General features: G+C 71.6%; 14 protein-coding genes, 1 tRNA gene and 1 pseudogene. 8 read left to right on the top strand and 8 right to left on the bottom strand.

Features of this window, described 5'->3' with window-relative positions:
• Positions 1-58: 58 nt before the first annotated feature.
• The 4 genes from AC068Z_RS11780 to AC068Z_RS11765 form a co-directional block, all read right to left on the bottom strand.
• On the bottom strand, positions 59-1,198 hold the full coding sequence (locus tag AC068Z_RS11780) for a lipid-transfer protein (protein WP_478554452.1): 1,140 nt from the start codon (positions 1,196-1,198) through the stop codon (positions 59-61).
• Positions 1,195-1,584 carry a MaoC family dehydratase gene (locus tag AC068Z_RS11775; protein WP_478554451.1) on the bottom strand — a complete coding sequence of 130 codons (390 nt, stop codon included), beginning with the start codon at positions 1,582-1,584 and terminating at the stop codon, positions 1,195-1,197. The genes AC068Z_RS11780 and AC068Z_RS11775 overlap by 4 nt, the downstream gene beginning before the upstream one ends.
• Complete coding sequence (locus AC068Z_RS11770) at positions 1,581-2,501, bottom strand: bifunctional MaoC family dehydratase N-terminal/OB-fold nucleic acid binding domain-containing protein (RefSeq protein WP_478554450.1); 921 nt, start codon at positions 2,499-2,501, stop codon at positions 1,581-1,583. Before AC068Z_RS11770 ends, AC068Z_RS11775 begins: the two co-directional genes overlap by 4 nt.
• A 181-nt stretch (positions 2,502-2,682) precedes the next feature.
• Positions 2,683-3,009 carry a hypothetical protein gene (locus AC068Z_RS11765; protein ID WP_478554449.1) on the bottom strand — a complete coding sequence of 109 codons (327 nt, stop codon included), beginning with the start codon at positions 3,007-3,009 and terminating at the stop codon, positions 2,683-2,685.
• 358 nt (positions 3,010-3,367) lie between these two features.
• Here AC068Z_RS11765 and AC068Z_RS11760 point away from each other — a divergent pair, with 358 nt between their 5' ends.
• Positions 3,368-4,237 carry a bifunctional DNA primase/polymerase gene (locus AC068Z_RS11760; RefSeq protein ID WP_478554448.1) on the top strand — a complete coding sequence of 290 codons (870 nt, stop codon included), beginning with the start codon at positions 3,368-3,370 and terminating at the stop codon, positions 4,235-4,237.
• 93 nt (positions 4,238-4,330) lie between these two features.
• Positions 4,331-4,621: pseudogene (locus AC068Z_RS11755) on the top strand (DinB family protein); the annotation flags it as partial.
• Between the two features lie 458 nt (positions 4,622-5,079).
• Here AC068Z_RS11755 and AC068Z_RS11750 read toward each other — a convergent pair.
• Both AC068Z_RS11750 and AC068Z_RS11745 read right to left on the bottom strand, forming a co-directional pair.
• Positions 5,080-5,166 (bottom strand) — tRNA-Ser (locus AC068Z_RS11750).
• 52 nt (positions 5,167-5,218) lie between these two features.
• Positions 5,219-6,718 carry a S1C family serine protease gene (locus AC068Z_RS11745; protein WP_478554447.1) on the bottom strand — a complete coding sequence of 500 codons (1,500 nt, stop codon included), beginning with the start codon at positions 6,716-6,718 and terminating at the stop codon, positions 5,219-5,221.
• A gap of 255 nt (positions 6,719-6,973) precedes the next feature.
• Between AC068Z_RS11745 and AC068Z_RS11740 the strand changes: the two genes are divergently transcribed.
• The 3 genes from AC068Z_RS11740 to AC068Z_RS11730 all read left to right on the top strand — a co-directional run bounded on the left by AC068Z_RS11740 (position 6,974) and on the right by AC068Z_RS11730 (position 9,649).
• Positions 6,974-7,783, top strand: coding sequence for a glycerophosphodiester phosphodiesterase (locus AC068Z_RS11740; protein ID WP_478554446.1), 810 nt, complete (start codon positions 6,974-6,976; stop codon positions 7,781-7,783).
• A gap of 150 nt (positions 7,784-7,933) precedes the next feature.
• Complete coding sequence (locus AC068Z_RS11735; protein WP_478554445.1) at positions 7,934-8,572, top strand: ATP-binding protein; 639 nt, start codon at positions 7,934-7,936, stop codon at positions 8,570-8,572.
• A 111-nt stretch (positions 8,573-8,683) separates the two neighbouring features.
• Complete coding sequence (locus AC068Z_RS11730) at positions 8,684-9,649, top strand: DUF5926 family protein (protein WP_478554444.1); 966 nt, start codon at positions 8,684-8,686, stop codon at positions 9,647-9,649.
• Between the two features lie 265 nt (positions 9,650-9,914).
• Here the strand turns inward: AC068Z_RS11730 and AC068Z_RS11725 are convergent, their stop codons facing one another.
• Positions 9,915-10,454: a hypothetical protein gene (locus AC068Z_RS11725; protein WP_478554443.1), complete on the bottom strand. Its 540-nt coding sequence runs from the start codon at positions 10,452-10,454 to the stop codon at positions 9,915-9,917.
• Positions 10,455-10,510: 56 nt separating this feature from the next.
• Positions 10,511-11,176, bottom strand: coding sequence for a bifunctional DNA primase/polymerase (locus tag AC068Z_RS11720; protein WP_478554442.1), 666 nt, complete (start codon positions 11,174-11,176; stop codon positions 10,511-10,513).
• A gap of 504 nt (positions 11,177-11,680) precedes the next feature.
• Here AC068Z_RS11720 and AC068Z_RS11715 point away from each other — a divergent pair.
• The 3 genes from AC068Z_RS11715 (at position 11,681) to pdxR (ending at position 16,242) form a co-directional block, all read left to right on the top strand.
• Positions 11,681-13,219: a PP2C family protein-serine/threonine phosphatase gene (locus AC068Z_RS11715; protein WP_478554441.1), complete on the top strand. Its 1,539-nt coding sequence runs from the start codon at positions 11,681-11,683 to the stop codon at positions 13,217-13,219.
• Positions 13,220-13,330: 111 nt separating this feature from the next.
• Positions 13,331-14,788, top strand: a complete 1,458-nt coding sequence (locus tag AC068Z_RS11710) for an aminopeptidase P family protein (RefSeq protein WP_478554440.1) — start codon at positions 13,331-13,333, stop codon at positions 14,786-14,788.
• Between the two features lie 110 nt (positions 14,789-14,898).
• A complete protein-coding gene (gene pdxR, locus AC068Z_RS11705; protein WP_478554439.1) occupies positions 14,899-16,242 on the top strand; it encodes a MocR-like pyridoxine biosynthesis transcription factor PdxR in 1,344 nt (447 codons plus the stop codon).
• The last annotated feature ends 2 nt before the right edge of the window (positions 16,243-16,244 follow it).

Raw genomic sequence — 16,244 nt, 5'->3', positions numbered from 1 at the left:
CGGCCTCTACTACGGGATGACCCCCAGGGGTCGTCCGTCCGCCGTCGTCCGTCCGCCGTCATCCGTCCGCCGTCAGGACCAGGCCCGACGTCGGCACCCCCGTCCCCGCCGTCACCAGTGCGCTGGTGGCGCCGGGCACCTGGTTCACCGAGGTCCCGCGGATCTGGCGTACGCCCTCCGCGATGCCGTTCATCCCGTGGAGGTACGCCTCGCCGAGCTGGCCGCCGTGGGTGTTCAGCGGCAGCCGGTCCTCCGCCACGAAGGAGGACGCCTCGCCCCGGGCGCAGAAGCCGAACTCCTCCAGTTGCATCAGCACGAACGGCGTGAAGTGGTCGTAGAGGATCCCCACGTCGATGTCGGCGGCCGTCAGTCCCGTCGTACGCCACAACTGCCGGGCCACGACCGCCGACTCGGACAGGCCGGTGAGGTCGCCGGTATGGAAGCCGGTCATCTGCTCCTGGCCGCGCCCGGAGCCCTGGGCCGCCGCCGCGATCACCACCGGGGGGCGGGGCAGGTCGCGGGCTCGTTCCAGGGAGGTGACGACGATCGCCTGGCCGCCGTCCGTCTCCTGGCAGCAGTCCAGCAGCCGCAGCGGCTCGGCGATCCAGCGGGAGGCGGCATGGTCGGCGAGGGTGATGGGGCGGCCGTGGAACCAGGCGGCCGGGTTGGTCGCCGCGTGCCGCCGGGCGGTGACGGCGACGGGCCCGAAGGCATCCTCGGGGGTGATGCCGTAGGCGTGGAGGTAGCGCTGGGCCGCCATCGCCACCCAGGACGCCGGGGTGAGCAGCCCGAACGGCATCACCCAGCCGAGGGCCGCGCCCTCCGCGGACGGCTCCCGCTGCTGCACCCCGGAACCGAAACGGCGGCCCGAGCGCTCGTTGAAGGCGCGGTAGCAGACCACGACCTCCGCCGCCCCGGCCGCCACCGCGAGCGCGGCCTGCTGCACGGTCGCGCAGGCGGCGCCGCCGCCGTAGTGGACCCGGGAGAAGAAGGACAGCTCTCCGATCCCGGCCGCCTGGGCGACGGTGATCTCCGGGCTGGTGTCCATGGTGAAGGTGACCATCCCGTCCACGTCGGCGGGCACGAGACCGGCGTCGTCCAACGCCGCCCGCACCGCCTCCACGGCCAGCCGCAGCTCACTGCGCCCGGAGTCCTTGGAGAACTCGGTCGCCCCGATGCCGACGACGGCCGCCGTCATGGCCTGCCTCCGAGGCGGAGAGTGGCCGTCCCGGTCACGTGCGCTCCGATGCCGTTGCGCCCCACGATCCGTACGGTCGCCGTGTCGCCGTCGATCTCCTCGACCGTGCCGGTCAGCACCATGGTGTCCCCCGGGTAGTTGGGGGCGCCGAGGCGGATGGCGAGCCTGCGGATCGTCGCCGTGGGGCCGAAGTGGTCGGTGAGGTAGCGGCCGACGAGGCCGTTGGTGGTGAGGATGTTCATGAAGATGTCCGGGGAGCCTTTCTGCCGGGCGAGTTCCGGGTCGTGGTGCACGTCCTGGTAGTCGCGGGAGGCGATGGCTCCGGCGACGATCAGGGTGCGGGTGACGGGGATCGTCAGCGGGGGCAGTTCGTCGCCGGCTCTCATGCGGCCACCCGCCACACCGGAAGGGTCAGCTCGTCGTCGTACGCCCGGAACTCGACCCGCACCGGCAGCCCGATCCGCACTTTGTCGTACGGCACCCCGACCACGTTGCCGAGCATGCGCACGCCCTCGGGCAGCTCGATCAGGGCGACGGCGTACGGCCCCGCCGCGTCAGCGGCATGATCGGACGCAGTGAAGGCCGGGAAGGGCGGGTGGTGCATGACGACGTACGAGTACACCGTCCCCTCGCCGCTAGCCTCCACGGTGTCCCAGTCGAGGCCGCCGCAGGCGTTGCAGCCGGGCAGCCAGGGGTGCCGCGGGGTGGCGCAGGCGGTGCAGCGCTGGAGGAGGAGCCGGTGGTGCCGGACGCCCTCCCAGAAGCCGGCGTTGTCGCGGTTGACGACCGGACGGGGGCGTGGGGGGCGGTCCGGGCGGCGCGCGGGGGCGTACTTGAGGATGCGGAAGCGGTGGGTGCCGACGAGGTCGGGGCCGACGCGCAGGTCGGTGCGGGTGGTGACGAAGTGGCCGGTGCCGAGCTTGGTGGTCTTGCGGTCCGAGACCGACTCGATGACCGTGTCGAAGGTGACCTCGTCTCCGGGGCGCAGGGGGCGCAGATACTCCTGCTCGCAGTCGGTGGCGACGACGGAGGCGCAGCCCGCCGCGTCGAGCAGGCCGAGCAGTTCGTCGTACGCCGTCGAGCGGGCCGTGTGGCCGGAGAGGCCGCCCATCGTCCAGGCCTGGAGCATGGTGGGCGGGGCGATGGCGTCCGGGCCGGTGTACGCCGGGTTCGTGTCGCCGAGGGCCTCGCACCAGTGCCGGATCATGGGCAGGTTGACGGGGTCCTTGGCGGTGCCGCCGACGGCGGCGGACCGGCCCTCGAAGGCCTTGAGCCGTGCGGTGAGGTCTTCGTCGGTGTCCACGACTCCCCTTCCCCATCAGGATTTCTGACTGTGTGTCAGATACGAGGAAGTGTCAAGACGCCTTTGTGCCGACGGCAAAAGACGCCTGCGCGGCGATGCCGTAGCACCGCCGCGCAGACGCGTCACACCCCAGAGCACACCACACGAGGGACCGGTGACCGGCCGCCTCAGCCGCCGGTGGTCACCACCACAGCGGGGTGAAGCTGACCGCCACGTTGTCGTTGCCCTGGTTGATCGCGGTGAACGCGGAGCCGTCGACCTGGGCGGTGTTGGACTGGTTCGAGGCACCCGAGCCGATCGCCTGCTGCTGGGTGGTGGAGGAGTTGCCGTTGTTGTCGCCGCCCACACCACTGCCGATGATGCCCTGCCAGGCATTGGTGACAGCGGCGCTCGATCCGTCGTCCGCGATGGCGCCGTTGTCCGCCGTGGAGACGCCGGTGAAGAGAGCGGCGGCGAGCGGAAGAGCGGAGACGGCGGCGATGACGCGGGCGGTACGGATGCTTGCCATGTGTTCCTCCAGAACGAGAAGTACGTGAAGCACGTGAAGCTTCGAAGCCTGTGAACTACGGCTTCTGCCAAGGCAGTTGGCCTGCCGCCTCGGCGTTGTGCACGACGTCGCGAATCCAGAGTTGCCCACCGAATCCCCGGCGAACCACCCCGGAAGCCGTGATTCGCCCTCAAGCGTGATGACAAGTCGATAAACCCTCTTGCCTCACCAGAAGCCCCAGCACAGGACAGGTGGGACAGCCCGGACCAAGCACCGCAAGAGGTGAAGCGTTCCGGCACATTTCCAGCCATTCGACAGCGACGGGCGCGTCGCGCTCGACCCCTCTTCCCTTTTTCGAACGTACGTACGAACATGAAGTATGGCCACCACCGACCGGCAGGCCACGACGCTGGCCCTCGCACACGCCCTGTCAGCCGCCGAACGCGGACTGGCCGTCATCCCCCTGTCCCGGACGAAACTCCCGGCCCTGCGTTCCCCCCACCGCGACGACCCCTCACCGACGCCGTGCCACGGCGAATGCGGCCGCTTCGGCCACGGGGTGTACGACGCCTCGACGGACCCGGCCCGCATCCGCGAACTCTTCACGGCGGCCCCCTGGGCGACCGGCTACGGCATCGCCTGCGGTCTGCCGCCCCACCAGCTCATCGGCATCGACCTCGACACCAAATCCGGTACGGACTCCTCGGCGGCCCTGCGCGAACTGGCCCTGCGCCACCTCTTCACGATCCCCGACACCGTGGTCGTGCTGACCCCTTCCGGCGGCCGCCACCTGTGGCTGAGCGGCCCCCCGGACGTCGTCGTCCCCAACTCGGCCGGCCGCCTGGCCCCCGGCATCGACATCCGCGGCGCCGGCGGCTACCTGGTCGGCCCCGGCTCCCGCACCGACCACGGCGTCTACGGCACGGCCCCCGGCACCGCCCACCTGGCCCCGGCAGCCTGCCCCCCGGCCCTGCTCCGCCTCCTGCTCCCCCCACCCCGAGCCCCCCAGCACCAGCTCCCTCCCTCGGCGGGCGACCACGGCAGGGGCCTGGTCCAGTTCGTCCTCGCCGCCCACGAGGGCCAACGCAACACCCGCCTCTTCTGGGCAGCCTGCCGTGCCTACGAGAACGGCATCGGCCCGGCCCTGCTCGCCCCCTTGGTGGAGGCAGCCCTCAACACGGGCCTGACAGAACGGGAGGCACGGGCGACGATCGCGTCGGCGGCACGGATGACGGGGCATCGGCCGTGAAATCGGCGGGAGCGTGAAGCGGCGGGCCCCTAGGGTGCGGCCATGCCCGAACCCACGGTCAGGTCGAACTGCGTGCGGAGCAGGGCGATGCGCGCAGCGCATTGCTGGACGGTTCGCCGATCCCCCGACGGCACCTGGCAACCCGGCTGGGCGGAAACCGAACCCGACCCGGTACCGGTCCCCACCATCGCCTGGCTGACCTGGCACATCGGCTGGTGGTGGTCGACGGCCACAGCCCATGCGCGGGGAGCGGAGCCACGGTCCCGAACCGAAATCGCATGGCCGGGCGACACCCTGGCCGAACTCACCGACGACGACCTGAACACGACGGCACCCTTCCCTGTGCCGAACGACCCCACCTACACGATCTCCGACAGGGTCGCCCGGCCCGGCGGTACTGCCGCGAACCAGGGCTCCCGAGGTTCCCAGCCCGGGGGTTGGACTTCAGAGCGGCGTAGGCGTCAGCGACTTTGCGCAGCACATGCAGGGCAGGTTGCGCAGACAGCCCCCGCGCCCGGAGGTCCGCGTAGGCCAGTCCCTGCAGACCCGCGCGCGAGCTGATCTGCCGAGCGAAGGCCTGCTCGGACTACCAGTTCGCCGCTTCGTCGCAGGCACGCACCGTCGCCCCGAGAGCATCCGCCTGCTCAGGGGTCGGCATGAGTTTCACCTGCGTCACCAACTTCACGCCGGGCAACGCTATGCAGTCATCAGCACCCCGGAGCCCGAACAGGCACCCATTCACACGAACAGGTGGCCGCAACGCGACCTGGTGTTCCATCGGCCCCACACATGCAAGAGGGGCCGCCGGTGTTTCGGCGGCCCCTCTCTGGTGTTGAGCCCTGCGGAGGCGGTGAGATTCGAACTCACGGTGACATCGCTGCCACGACGGTTTTCAAGACCGTTCCCTTAGGCCGCTCGGGCACGCCTCCCCGCGTCGCCGTTGATCGGCGGCGCGGGGACAAGAGTAACGGGTGGGTGGGATCAGCTGTCGCCCACTCGGGAGCCGAGGGTGAGGTCGACCGTGTGGGTCTCGCCGTTCCGTTCGTAGGTGATCTTGACCTTGTCGCCGGGCTTGTGGGTCCAGATCTCGCCGATCAGGGTGGGGCCGGAGTCGATGACCCGGTCGTCGAGCTTGGTGATGACGTCGCCGGGCTTCAGGCCCGCGTCCGCCGCCGGGCCGCCCGACTCCACCGCGTCCGAGCCGCTCGCGCCCTGCTCGGTGATCTTCGCGCCGCCCGTGCCCTCCTCCAGCGAGACGGAGGCGCCGATCTTGGCGTACACCGGCTTGCCGGTCTTGATCAGCTGCTGGGCGACGTACTTGGCCTGGTTGATCGGGATGGCGAAGCCCAGGCCGATGGAGCCGGACTGGCTGGTGCCGCCCAGGCCGTTCCCGGCGGACTGGATGGCGGAGTTGATGCCGATCACGTTCCCCTGGGCGTCCAGGAGCGGGCCGCCGGAGTTGCCCGGGTTGATCGACGCGTCCGTCTGGAGGGCGCTCATGTACGAGGCGTTCGAACCCGTGCCGTCGCTGGAGGCCACCGGGCGGTTCTTGGCGCTGATGATGCCCGTCGTCACCGTGTTGGAGAGGCCGAAGGGGGCGCCGATCGCGATCGTGGAGTCCCCGACCGCGACCTTGTCGGAGTTGCCGAGGGTCAGCGGCTTCAGGTCGCTCGGGGCGCTCTTGAGCTTGATCACCGCCACGTCGTAGCCCTGCGCGTGGCCCACCACCTCGGCGTCGTACTTCTTGCCGTTCGGGAAGGTCGCCGACAGCTTGCCGCCGTCGACCGCGTCGGCCACCACGTGGTTGTTGGTGACGATGTGGCCCTCGGTGTCGAAGACGAACCCGGTGCCGGTGCCGCCCTCGCCGCTGCTCGACTCGGCCTCGATGGTGACCGTGCTGGGCAGCGCCCGGTTGGCCACGCCCGCGATGGTGCCCGCGTCCCGCTTGACGTCGCCGCCGGTGTCGGAGGCGGAGACCGTGGTGGAGGAGTTCTGGTCGTCCTTGGCCAGGGTGTAGCCGAGGCCGCCGCCGAGGCCGCCCGCGACCAGCGCGGCGATCAGGACCGCGGCGAGCAGACCGCCGCGGCCGGACTTCGGCGCGGGGGCCGGCTGCTGGTAGGAGGCGCCCCAGACCGTACCCGAGCCGGAACCCGAGCCCGAGCCCGAGCCCGAACCGCCGTCGGCGGAGGTGGGGGTGGCCGGCGCGGGGGGCGGCCAGGAGGCGTCCGGGGCCGAGGTGGTGTAGGGCGGCTGGGGGTGGGCGGCGTCGGGCCGGGGTGCGTGACCCTGCGGCGCCTGCGGTTGCGCCGTCGGCTCCTGGCCCGGCGCCGGGGCCTGCGCCACCGGCGGCAGCGGGGTCGTCGGCGCGCCGGTGTCGGGGGCCGGGTGGGCCTGCGGCTCCGGAGCAGCGGGAGCGTCCACCGGCACGGGGGGTGCGGACGGGGCCGGGGGTACCGCGGCGCCCTCGTTCTCGGTGCTCACAGCTTCTCTCCTCGATCCACGGCTGTAGTTTTCGGTCGCACTCGGTCACGCCCGTTCACGTGTCGACGGCCCGGTGCGCTTCAGCTGTGCATGTCTTTTTGTATGCCGTCAGCTTTTCCCACGGGCCGTCAGAGCACCATAAGCGGTGCCTGTGGGTCCGAGGCCATTCTTTATATAGGTCATGTCTGACTAAAAGGGCGCATTGTCCATGCCTCCGCCGACACGCCTACCCCCGCTCGGTGGCACCATGACGCGGTGACCCACGCACGGCAGCACACGCCTCAAGTCGTCGCCCACCGCGGAGCCTCCGAGGAGGCCCCCGAGCACACCCTGGCCGCGTACAAGAAGGCGATCGAGGACGGGGCGGACGCCCTGGAGTGCGATGTACGCCTCACCGCGGACGGCCACCTGGTCTGCGTCCACGACCGTCGTGTCAACCGCACCTCCAACGGTCGCGGCGCCGTGTCCGCCCTGGAGCTGGCCGATCTGGCCGCCCTGGACTTCGGCTCCTGGAAGAGCCGGGACGAGGAGCCTGACTGGGAGCACCGCCCGGAGGACCGGGAGGACACCTCCGTACTGACCCTCGAACGCCTGCTGGAGCTCATCGCGGACGCCGGGCGGCGGGTGGAGCTCGCCATCGAGACCAAGCACCCCACGCGCTGGGCGGGCCAGGTCGAGGAGCGGCTGCTGCACCTGCTGAAGCGGTTCGGGCTGGACTCCCCGGCCGCCGCGACGGAGTCGACGGTCCGCGTGATGAGCTTCTCGGCGCGTTCGCTGCACCGCGTGCGTGCCGCCTCGCCGACGCTGCCGACGGTGTATCTGATGCAGTTCGTCTCGCCCCGGCTGCGCGACGGACGGCTTCCCGCGGGCGTCCGGATCGCGGGCCCGTCGATCCGGATCGTGCGCAGTCACCCCGCGTACGTGGAGCGGCTGAAGCGGGCCGGTCACCGGGTGCACGTGTGGACCGTGAACGAGCCCGAGGACGTCGATCTCTGCGTGGAACTGGGCGTCGACGCCATCATCACCAACCGCCCGCGCGCGGTGCTGCGCCAGTTGGGCCGCTGACCTGCGAGAACCCATCTGCCCCGGTACGACCTCTTGACCCGAAGGTCACATCGGCCCCATTCTCCCCACATCTCGGCCACACCGTCGATTTCCAGCCAGGCAATTACAGGGAGTGCTCCGGCGCGTTCGGTCCGTATTCGATCGTTGCGAATGCGTCACCGGACATGGATTGGCCGGTTTCCGGTACAGGCCAATGGGGCATCCACACCGTGGCGTGGGGCGAAGGAGGTCTCGGGGGTGGCGTTGGTGGTGGCACAGGAGGTGCCCACGTCGTCGAGCATGGCCGTACCCCATGGCCCTGCGGGCGTGGGGAAGGCGAGGCACCGGATGCGCGATCAGCTGCGCATGGGCGGCCTGGCGGAATCGGTCATCGACGACGCCGTATTGATTCTTTCCGAACTCTTGAGCAACGCGTGCAAACACGGTCGGCCGCTGGGCGACGCCCTGGCCGGGGACGGTGACGTCCGGGCAGCGTGGCGGGTGGACGCGGCCGGGCGGCTCACGGTGGAGGTGACGGACGGCGGCGGGCCCACCCGCCCGGCTCCGGCCACGCCCTCGGTCACCGCGCACGGCGGTCGGGGGCTGAACATCATCACGGCACTGGCCGACGACTGGGGCGTCAGGGACGACGCCCGCGGCGAGGTCACGGTGTGGGTCGTCGTCCACGACGACGTACGCGATCTTGATGCGGGACACCGCCGCCACGACTTCGCTACGCGCGTCGCGGCCCCGTCGGTCGCCGCGCTCCCCGAACTGGACTTCGCGGACGCGTTCGACGACCTGGACTGAGCTCCGCCCGGCGGAGGGTCCGGGACTCGTCGTCCACAGGGTCGCGTCGGCCATGGCGTGAACAGCTAGGCTCCCGCCGTACGAGACGAGCCGTTTCCGGGAGACACCCTCATGGCCAAGAAGCGACCCCAGACGAAGGCCACGCGCCCGCAGCTCACGGACGGAGAGATCCCGGTCGTCGGCGCCCGCGAGCCCTGCCCGTGCGGCAGTGGCCGCCGCTACAAGGCCTGTCACGGCAAGGCCGCGGCCGAGGCCGTGACCGAGCTGGTGCAGCGCCCGTTCGAAGGGGTGCCCGGCGAGTGCGACTGGGTGGCCCTGCGCGAGCTGGTGCCCGCCGCCACGGTCGCCCTGCCCCTGAAGGGCGGTCTGCCCGAGGGCGTTCCGTCCGTCACCCTGGCGACGGTGCTGCCGATGGCCTGGCCGGCCCTGCGCCGCGACGACGGCTCGGTCCTGCTGGGGCTGCAGAACGACACGGCGTCCGGTGACATCAGCCGCGACCTGGCCGACACCCTCCAGCGCGCCCTCGAGGCCGAGCCGGGCTCCCCGGTGCAGGCGCGGCGCGCCCCGGCCGACGGTCCGCGACTGCAGGACCTGCTCGACCCCGAAGGCGCGTTCGAGCCAGTTGTGCACGCGGGCTTCGAGTTCTGGGTGCCGGACGCGGAGAACGCCACGCCGGAGGTGAGCGCGTCCCTGGAGCGGGCCAACGCCGCCGCCATCCCGACCGTGCGGCTGACCGGCGTGGACGCCGCGTACTGGTGCGAGACGCCGGAGAAGAACCACCTGCGCTGGGTGATGCCGTACCCGGAGGAGCAGCTTCTGGACGCGCTCGCGCGGCTGCACGCGGCGGGCCGGTCGAACCTCGGCGAGGGCACGCGTCTCGTGGGTTCCTTCCGCGCTCACGGCCTCACCGTGCCGGTCTGGGACCTGCCGAGCGAGGTGGGCGCGCAGGACGTGGAGAAGCCGGCCGCCGAGTTCGCCGAGCGGCTCACCGCCGCCCTGGCGGCCGACGCCCCGCTCACCGCGGACGAGCGGCGGGCCCGCGGCGGTCTCACCAACCGCCAGGTCACGCTCAGCTGACCCACGGGAAGACGATCCTCCCCGGCTGCCGGAGGGCTGACGGGCTTCTGACCGACCGGTCAGCCGGAGAGGGGCGCACGGAACAGGTGACTCCGATCACAACTCCCCGTGGAGACACGGAAATCGGTGACCGGAAAGCCCGGATCGAATTTGCGAACCGCCGATCTCTTGTTACCGTTCCAGTAGCCCGGTTGCTGGTGCATCCCCCGTCGCCAGCAACCGGGTCTTTCCATGCGTCCGGCGCTTCACAGACTGACGTCCTCCGTCAATCGCCCGTAGGCGCACCGGAGTTGCTGCCGGAACGCAGCAGCAGCGGCCCCTGTCCGGCCCGGGCCGCGAACTCCGCGACCGCCGTGTAGCCCGCCGGCTCGTCCCGGGTCCGCTCACGGGGTGTCTCGCAGCTGCCGGGCTCGTCCTCGGCGCCCACCGCGCAGCGCGTCTGGACGGTGCGCCCGCCCGGCCCCATGAGACTGAGCACCGAGTCCAGCGCCGCGCCGGTGGTGTTGCGGTAGTAGGTGCGCGCCCATGTCTCCTCCCCCTGGGTGAGCACACACGTCTGCGCCTCGATGCCGTCGGGGGAGGTCAGTTCGGGGCCGCAGCGGGCGGCGGTGGCCAGGCCCAGGCCCAGCCTCAGGGGGGCGGCGGACGGCTTCGCGTCCGAGGCGGCGGAAGAGTCGGCGGGGGCGGACGGACGTACCGCGGCGGGGCCGCCCTCGTCGCCCACCTGCCCCGCGGACGCCACGGCCAGCGGCAGCGCCACCGCGCACACCGCGATGCCCGCCAGGGCGAGCAGACGAAGGTTCATACGACGGAAGATAACGAGGGAGGGCGGGCGCCCCGTCCGGCGCGCGCCCGACACCCCTACAACTCGGGTGCGCTCACACCCGTACGAGTGAGGGCCTCCACCACCGCGTCCACCACGGCCTCCACGTCCGGCACCCACGGGGAGGCCGAGCCGGGCAGCGGCGCGCGCTCCCAGCGGATGGCGCCCTGGCCGGTCTCGGACGGGGGCAGGGCGAGATAGCCGCCCGTGCCGTGGAAGCGCAGCGAACCGGGGACGAAGTCCTTGGCGTACAGCAGTTCGCCCAACTGCTCCATGGAGTACGGCTTGACGAGCAGCGCCCAGCGGTCGGGCGAGGCGATCACGGGACCGAGCCGCATGCCCGCGTCGTCGAGCGCGGTGAGGGCCTGGGCCGCCGGTACGGCCGGCAGGCTGACCGCGCAGGGCGCCTTGCCGCCGGTGGCCAGCACGATCGGCGCCGTCGGGCGGTTGGTCCACCACCAGCGCACCATGCGCTCGTCGGTGGTGGCCGCGAGGAGGCCGGGGTCGAAGGGGTGCGCACCGGGCACCGTGCACTCGGGGTCGGGGCAGCCGCAGCGGGACCGCCCCTGCGGGTCCGCCGTCACACCCGGGAGTACGGGCCACTGCCATTGAGTCGCGAAGGTCAGGGCCGGCTCAAGCAACTCGGGCCGCCCGTCGCTGCGCTGGGACAGGAGCCTGCGTCGCCTTCCGAGGATCTCGCGCATGAGCGCTCGTTCCTTTCCGTTGCACCGCTGGCAACACCGTGGTCCACATCACATCATGTGTCGATCGCTTCACTGTGCGTACCTGTTGGCGCATCACACCCCTGCCTGCAGCAAGGGGAACCCCTATGGGCCGAGCGTTGGCCGCGTCCGCGGCAGCCTCGTCCGCACCTGCGTCTGTCACAAGCATGGGCCTGGCGTGGGGTGGCGAAGTCTGGCGTTTTGCCGTCGCGCGTATTTCTCTTCGCCTCCGCCACGGGAGGATGGGGCACGGTCGTCGGTGGCTAAGACGCCCGGGTCCGCCACCAGGTTCCGGGTGACTGTCAACCACCCCTGGCCTTCTCCGAGTACGTACCCATCACGACCGCTGTGACGCTCCGTGGAGCAAGGCCAGTCGACCGCAATAAGGCGTTCCCTGAGGCAGTTTTAAGCCAACTTTGCCTTTCCGCAAGGGGTCGGGGAGATGTGCGCTCGTTACCCACGGACACCAGGAATCCCGGCAGGACAATGCTGGACATCCCCTCACGAGTGCGTGTACATGTGGAGACACTGCTAGCGGCGCAGAATGACATGGGGGTTTGCGATGCTTTTGAGCAATACGCACCGGTCGGAAAGCCGGACGCCATGAACGCCCCTCACCCTCCGAAAGTGGCCGGAATCGATTCAACGGTTCCCTCGCCCGCACACACTGTCGCGCCCGCGCCCGTGGCCCCGGAAACCACAGCGACAACTCCCGTACCGACGCCGACAACCCCCGGCGCCCCGGGACTGCTCCTCCAGGACCGCCTCGCCGGCTGGGTCTCCGACCTCACCACTCTCCACGAACTCACCGAGCGCCTGGTCCGCACCGGCTCCCTGTCCGACGCACTGACGGAACTGCTGCGCGCCGGGTGCGCCCTCGTCGGCGCCCGGCGCGGACTCGTCGTGCTGGAGCCCGCCGACGGTCGGGGTCCGGACACCACCGTCGGCCTGGGTCTGGCCCGCGCGGACCTCGGCCACATCGAGACCGTGCCGCGCGGCTCGATGCCGTACGGGAACCTCCTCGACACGACGGCCGGTGCGCCGGGCGGGGACGGCGGGATCGCGCACCCGGACCTGTTCGCCGAGGACGGCCTCGACCCCCGCCACCGCGAGGTGGCCGCCCGCCTCGGCTACGCCGCCAGCTACGCCCTCCCCCTGTCCACCGAGTCGGCCGGCCGTCTCGGTGTCGCCGTCTGGCTCTACGACGAGCCCGCCGAGCCGTCCGAGCGGCAGCGGCACCTCGTCGGGCTGTACACGCGCCACGCCGCCGAACACCTCGCCCGGCTGCTGGAGGTCGAGCGCACCCGCGCGGCCATGGCGACGATGGCCGAGGAGCTGCTCCCCTCCCGGCTGCCGCGGGTGCCCGGCGTCCAGCTCGCCGCCCGGCACCGCACCGGACCGCTCGGCGGCGGCGACTGGTACGACGCGCTGCCGCTGCCGGACGCGGCACTCGGCCTCGCCGTCGGCTCGGTCACCGGTTCCGGGCCGAGCGCGGTCGCCGCGATGGGCCGGCTGCGCGCCTCGCTGCGGGCGTACGCCGTGATGGAGGGCGAGGACCCGGTCGCGGTCCTGTCCGACCTGGAGCTGCTGCTCCGGCTCACCGAGCCGGCCCGCTCGGCCACCGCCCTGTTCGCCTACTGCGAGCCCGCGCTGCGGAAGATCACCCTCGCCGGGGCCGGGCACTGCCCGCCGCTGCTGATCGGGGAGCGGCGCACCGAGTTCGTGGAGACCTCCGTCTCCGCCCCGCTCGGCATGCTGGCCTGCTGGGAGGCGCCGAGCGTGGAGCTCCAGGCGGAAGCCGGAGAGACGGTTCTGCTGTACACGGACGGGCTGCTGCACCGTACCGGCGACGCCACGGACCGGGCCTTCGCGCGGCTGCACACGGCGGCGGCGAGCGTCCCCCGGGCGATCCGGCACGACCCGGACGCCGTCGCCGATCATGTCCTGCGCACGGTGCTGCCCGACGGTCTGGACGCGGCGGACAGCGCGGAGGACGTGGTGCTGCTCGCCGCGCGCTTCGAATGACCCGGGCACCAGCGCGTTCGGTGACCTCGGTAACAGGTCCTCCGGCCCTGGGACCCCTTCCGCACGACCGTACGATGGAGGGGGTCCAGTGCCGTATCTAGGAGGATGACCGTGGCGGAAGAGCTCACGCCGGAGACCCCGGAAGAGTCTGAGGAGCCGATCGAGCAGCGCAAGAACGGCCTGTATCCGGGCGTGTCCGACGAGCTCGCCGAGAACATGAAGTCCGGCTGGGCCGACACCGAGCTGCGTGATCTGGAGCCGATCGCCCAGGCCGCCGAGACGGCCGCCCGCCGTGCCGCGCTGTCCGCCCGCTTCCCGGGCGAGCGTCTGGTGATCCCCGCGGGCAACCTGAAGACCCGCTCGAACGACACCGAGTACCCCTTCCGGGCGTCGGTCGAGTACGCCTGGCTCACCGGCAACCAGACCGAGGACGGCGTCCTGGTCATGGAGCCCGTCGCCGACGGTCACCAGGCCACGATCTACCTGCTGCCCCGCTCCGACCGGGAGAACGGCGAGTTCTGGCTCTCCGGCCAGGGCGAGCTGTGGGTCGGCCGCCGGCACTCGCTGACCGAGGCCGGGAAGCTGTACGGCATCCCCGCCTCCGACGTGCGCGAGCTGGCCGGGGCGCTGCGCGAGGCCACCGGTCCGGTCCGGGTCGTCCGCGGTTACGACGCCGGCATCGAGGCCGCGCTCACCGACAAGGTCACCGCCGAGCGGGACGAGGAGCTGCGGGTCTTCCTGTCCGAGGCGCGGCTGGTGAAGGACGCGTTCGAGGTCGGCGAGCTGCAGAAGGCCGTCGACTCGACGGTGCGCGGCTTCGAGGACGTGGTGAAGGTCCTCGACCGGGCCGAGGCCACGTCCGAGCGGTACATCGAGGGGACCTTCTTCCTCCGCGCCCGGGTCGAGGGCAACGACGTCGGCTACGGCTCCATCTGCGCGTCCGGTCCGCACGCCTGCACGCTGCACTGGGTGCGCAACGACGGGCCGGTGCGCTCGGGTGACCTGCTGCTGCTCGACGCGGGCGTCGAGACGCACACGTACTACACCGCCGACGTCACGCGGACGCTGCCGGTCAACGGGCGGTACACCGAGATCCAGAAGAAGATCTACGACGCCGTGTACGAGGCCCAGGAGGCCGGGATCGCGGCGGTGAAGCCGGGTGCCAAGTACCGGGACTTCCATGACGCGGCGCAGCGGGTGCTCACCGAGAAGCTCGTGGAGTGGGGTCTTGTCGAGGGGCCCGTCGAGCGGGTGCTGGAGCTGGGGCTTCAGCGGCGGTGGACGCTGCACGGGACGGGTCACATGCTCGGCATGGACGTCCACGACTGCGCTGCCGCGCGGGTGGAGACGTACGTGGACGGTGTGCTCGAGCCGGGCATGTGCCTGACCGTCGAGCCCGGGCTGTACTTCCAGGCCGACGATCTGACGGTGCCGGAGGAGTACCGGGGGATCGGTGTGCGGATCGAGGACGACATCCTCGTGACGGAGGACGGAAACCGTAATCTTTCGGCGGGGCTTCCTCGGCGGTCCGATGAGGTGGAGTCCTGGATGGCTTCGCTGAAGGGCTGATCTTGTCGGTTTGATGGCCGGGCACCAAGGGGGTGTCCGGCCATCGTCGCGGTCTGGCGGGTGTGTGGGGGCTGATCGCGCAGTTCCCCGCGCCCCTTAGGGGGGTTTGGGTGGACCTGCATTTGGATCTTCTCGCTGCTGACGGCCGCCGTGCCGGGCTGGAGCGGGCTCTTCGGGATGCCGTACGGGACGGGCGGTTGGCTCCGGGGACTCGGCTGCCCGCCACCCGGCGGCTCGCCGATGAGCTGGGGATCTCGCGGAACACCGTGAAGGGGGCCTACGACCAGCTCGTCGCCGAGGGGTATCTCACCGCTCGGCAAGGCTCGGGTACCGAGGTGGCGCCGCTGCCGTCCAGCGGCTCCGAACCCGCTGCCGCCGCCGCACGCGCGCGTGAGCCCTTGTTCGATCTGCGGCCCGGGTCTCCCGATGTGGGGGCCTTTCCGGCCGCCGCCTGGTTGCGGGCCCTGCGGCGGGCCATCGCGACCGCGCCCTCGCTGGCGTACGACTACGGCGATCCCCGGGGGCGGATCGAGCTGCGGAACGCCCTGTCGGGGTATCTGGGACGCGCCCGGGGGGTGATCGCGCCGCCGGAGCGGATCGTCGTGACCTCCGGGTATGTGCAGGGACTCGCGCTGCTCACACGGGTGCTGGACGGGGGCGAGTTCGCCATGGAGGACCCCGGGCTGCCCTTCCACCGTGATGTCGTACGGCGCAATGGCGGCACCGTGGTGCCCGTGCGGGTCGATGAGCGAGGGGTGTGTGCCGGGGAACTCGGGGAGCCCGCCGCTGTCGTGGTCACGCCCGCGCACCAGTACCCGACCGGCGTGACGCTCCATCCCGAGCGGCGGCGGGCGCTCACCGACTGGGCACGCGCGCGTGACGGGCTGATCGTCGAGGACGACTACGACGGGGAGTTCCGTTACGACCGGCAGCCGGTCGGGGCGCTGCAGGGGATGGCGCCGGGGCAGGTCGTCTATCTGGGGACCGCCTCCAAGACGCTCGGGCCCGCGTTGCGGCTCGGGTGGATGGTGCTGCCGCCGCAGCTGGTCGACGCGGTCGCCGACGCCAAGCTGCACAGCGACCATCACACCGAGTCCCTCGGGCAGTTGGCGCTCGCCGAGCTGATCGACAGTCATGCCTACGACCGTCATGTGCGCGCGTGCCGGCTGCGGTACCGCCGGCGGCGGGACCGGCTCGTGGACCGGATCGGGGCGCGGCGCGGGGTGCGCGGGATCGCGGCCGGCCTGCACGCGCTGGTGGAGGTGGACGACGAGGCCGAGGTGCTGGCGCGGGCCGAGGCGGAGGGGCTCGCGGTGGGCTCGCTCGGGGAGCACTGGCACGCGCTGCTGGGCGAGGGGCGGCCGCAAGGGCTGGTCGTGGGGTACGGGACGCCTCGGGAGCGGGTGTACCCGGAGGCCCTGGACGTGCTGGGCAAGGTGCTCGACGGCGGGTGAAT

This window comes from Streptomyces sp. NPDC043726 (assembly GCF_056436565.1).
This window is presented reverse-complemented; position numbering and strand designations above follow the sequence as displayed.

Excerpts from the sequence above, each read along its gene's own strand:
- AC068Z_RS11775 (WP_478554451.1), bottom strand. The coding sequence starts at position 1,584 with ATGAGAGCCGGCGACGAACTGCCCCCGCTGACGATCCCCGTCACCCGC.
- AC068Z_RS11780 (WP_478554452.1), bottom strand. The coding sequence starts at position 1,198 with ATGACGGCGGCCGTCGTCGGCATCGGGGCGACCGAGTTCTCCAAGGAC.
- AC068Z_RS11720 (WP_478554442.1), bottom strand. The coding sequence starts at position 11,176 with ATGCGCGAGATCCTCGGAAGGCGACGCAGGCTCCTGTCCCAGCGCAGC.
- AC068Z_RS11725 (WP_478554443.1), bottom strand. The coding sequence starts at position 10,454 with ATGAACCTTCGTCTGCTCGCCCTGGCGGGCATCGCGGTGTGCGCGGTG.
- AC068Z_RS11715 (WP_478554441.1), top strand. The coding sequence starts at position 11,681 with ATGCTGGACATCCCCTCACGAGTGCGTGTACATGTGGAGACACTGCTA.
- AC068Z_RS11760 (WP_478554448.1), top strand. The coding sequence starts at position 3,368 with ATGGCCACCACCGACCGGCAGGCCACGACGCTGGCCCTCGCACACGCC.
- AC068Z_RS11765 (WP_478554449.1), bottom strand. The coding sequence starts at position 3,009 with ATGGCAAGCATCCGTACCGCCCGCGTCATCGCCGCCGTCTCCGCTCTT.
- AC068Z_RS11735 (WP_478554445.1), top strand. The coding sequence starts at position 7,934 with ATGCGTCACCGGACATGGATTGGCCGGTTTCCGGTACAGGCCAATGGG.
- AC068Z_RS11730 (WP_478554444.1), top strand. The coding sequence starts at position 8,684 with ATGGCCAAGAAGCGACCCCAGACGAAGGCCACGCGCCCGCAGCTCACG.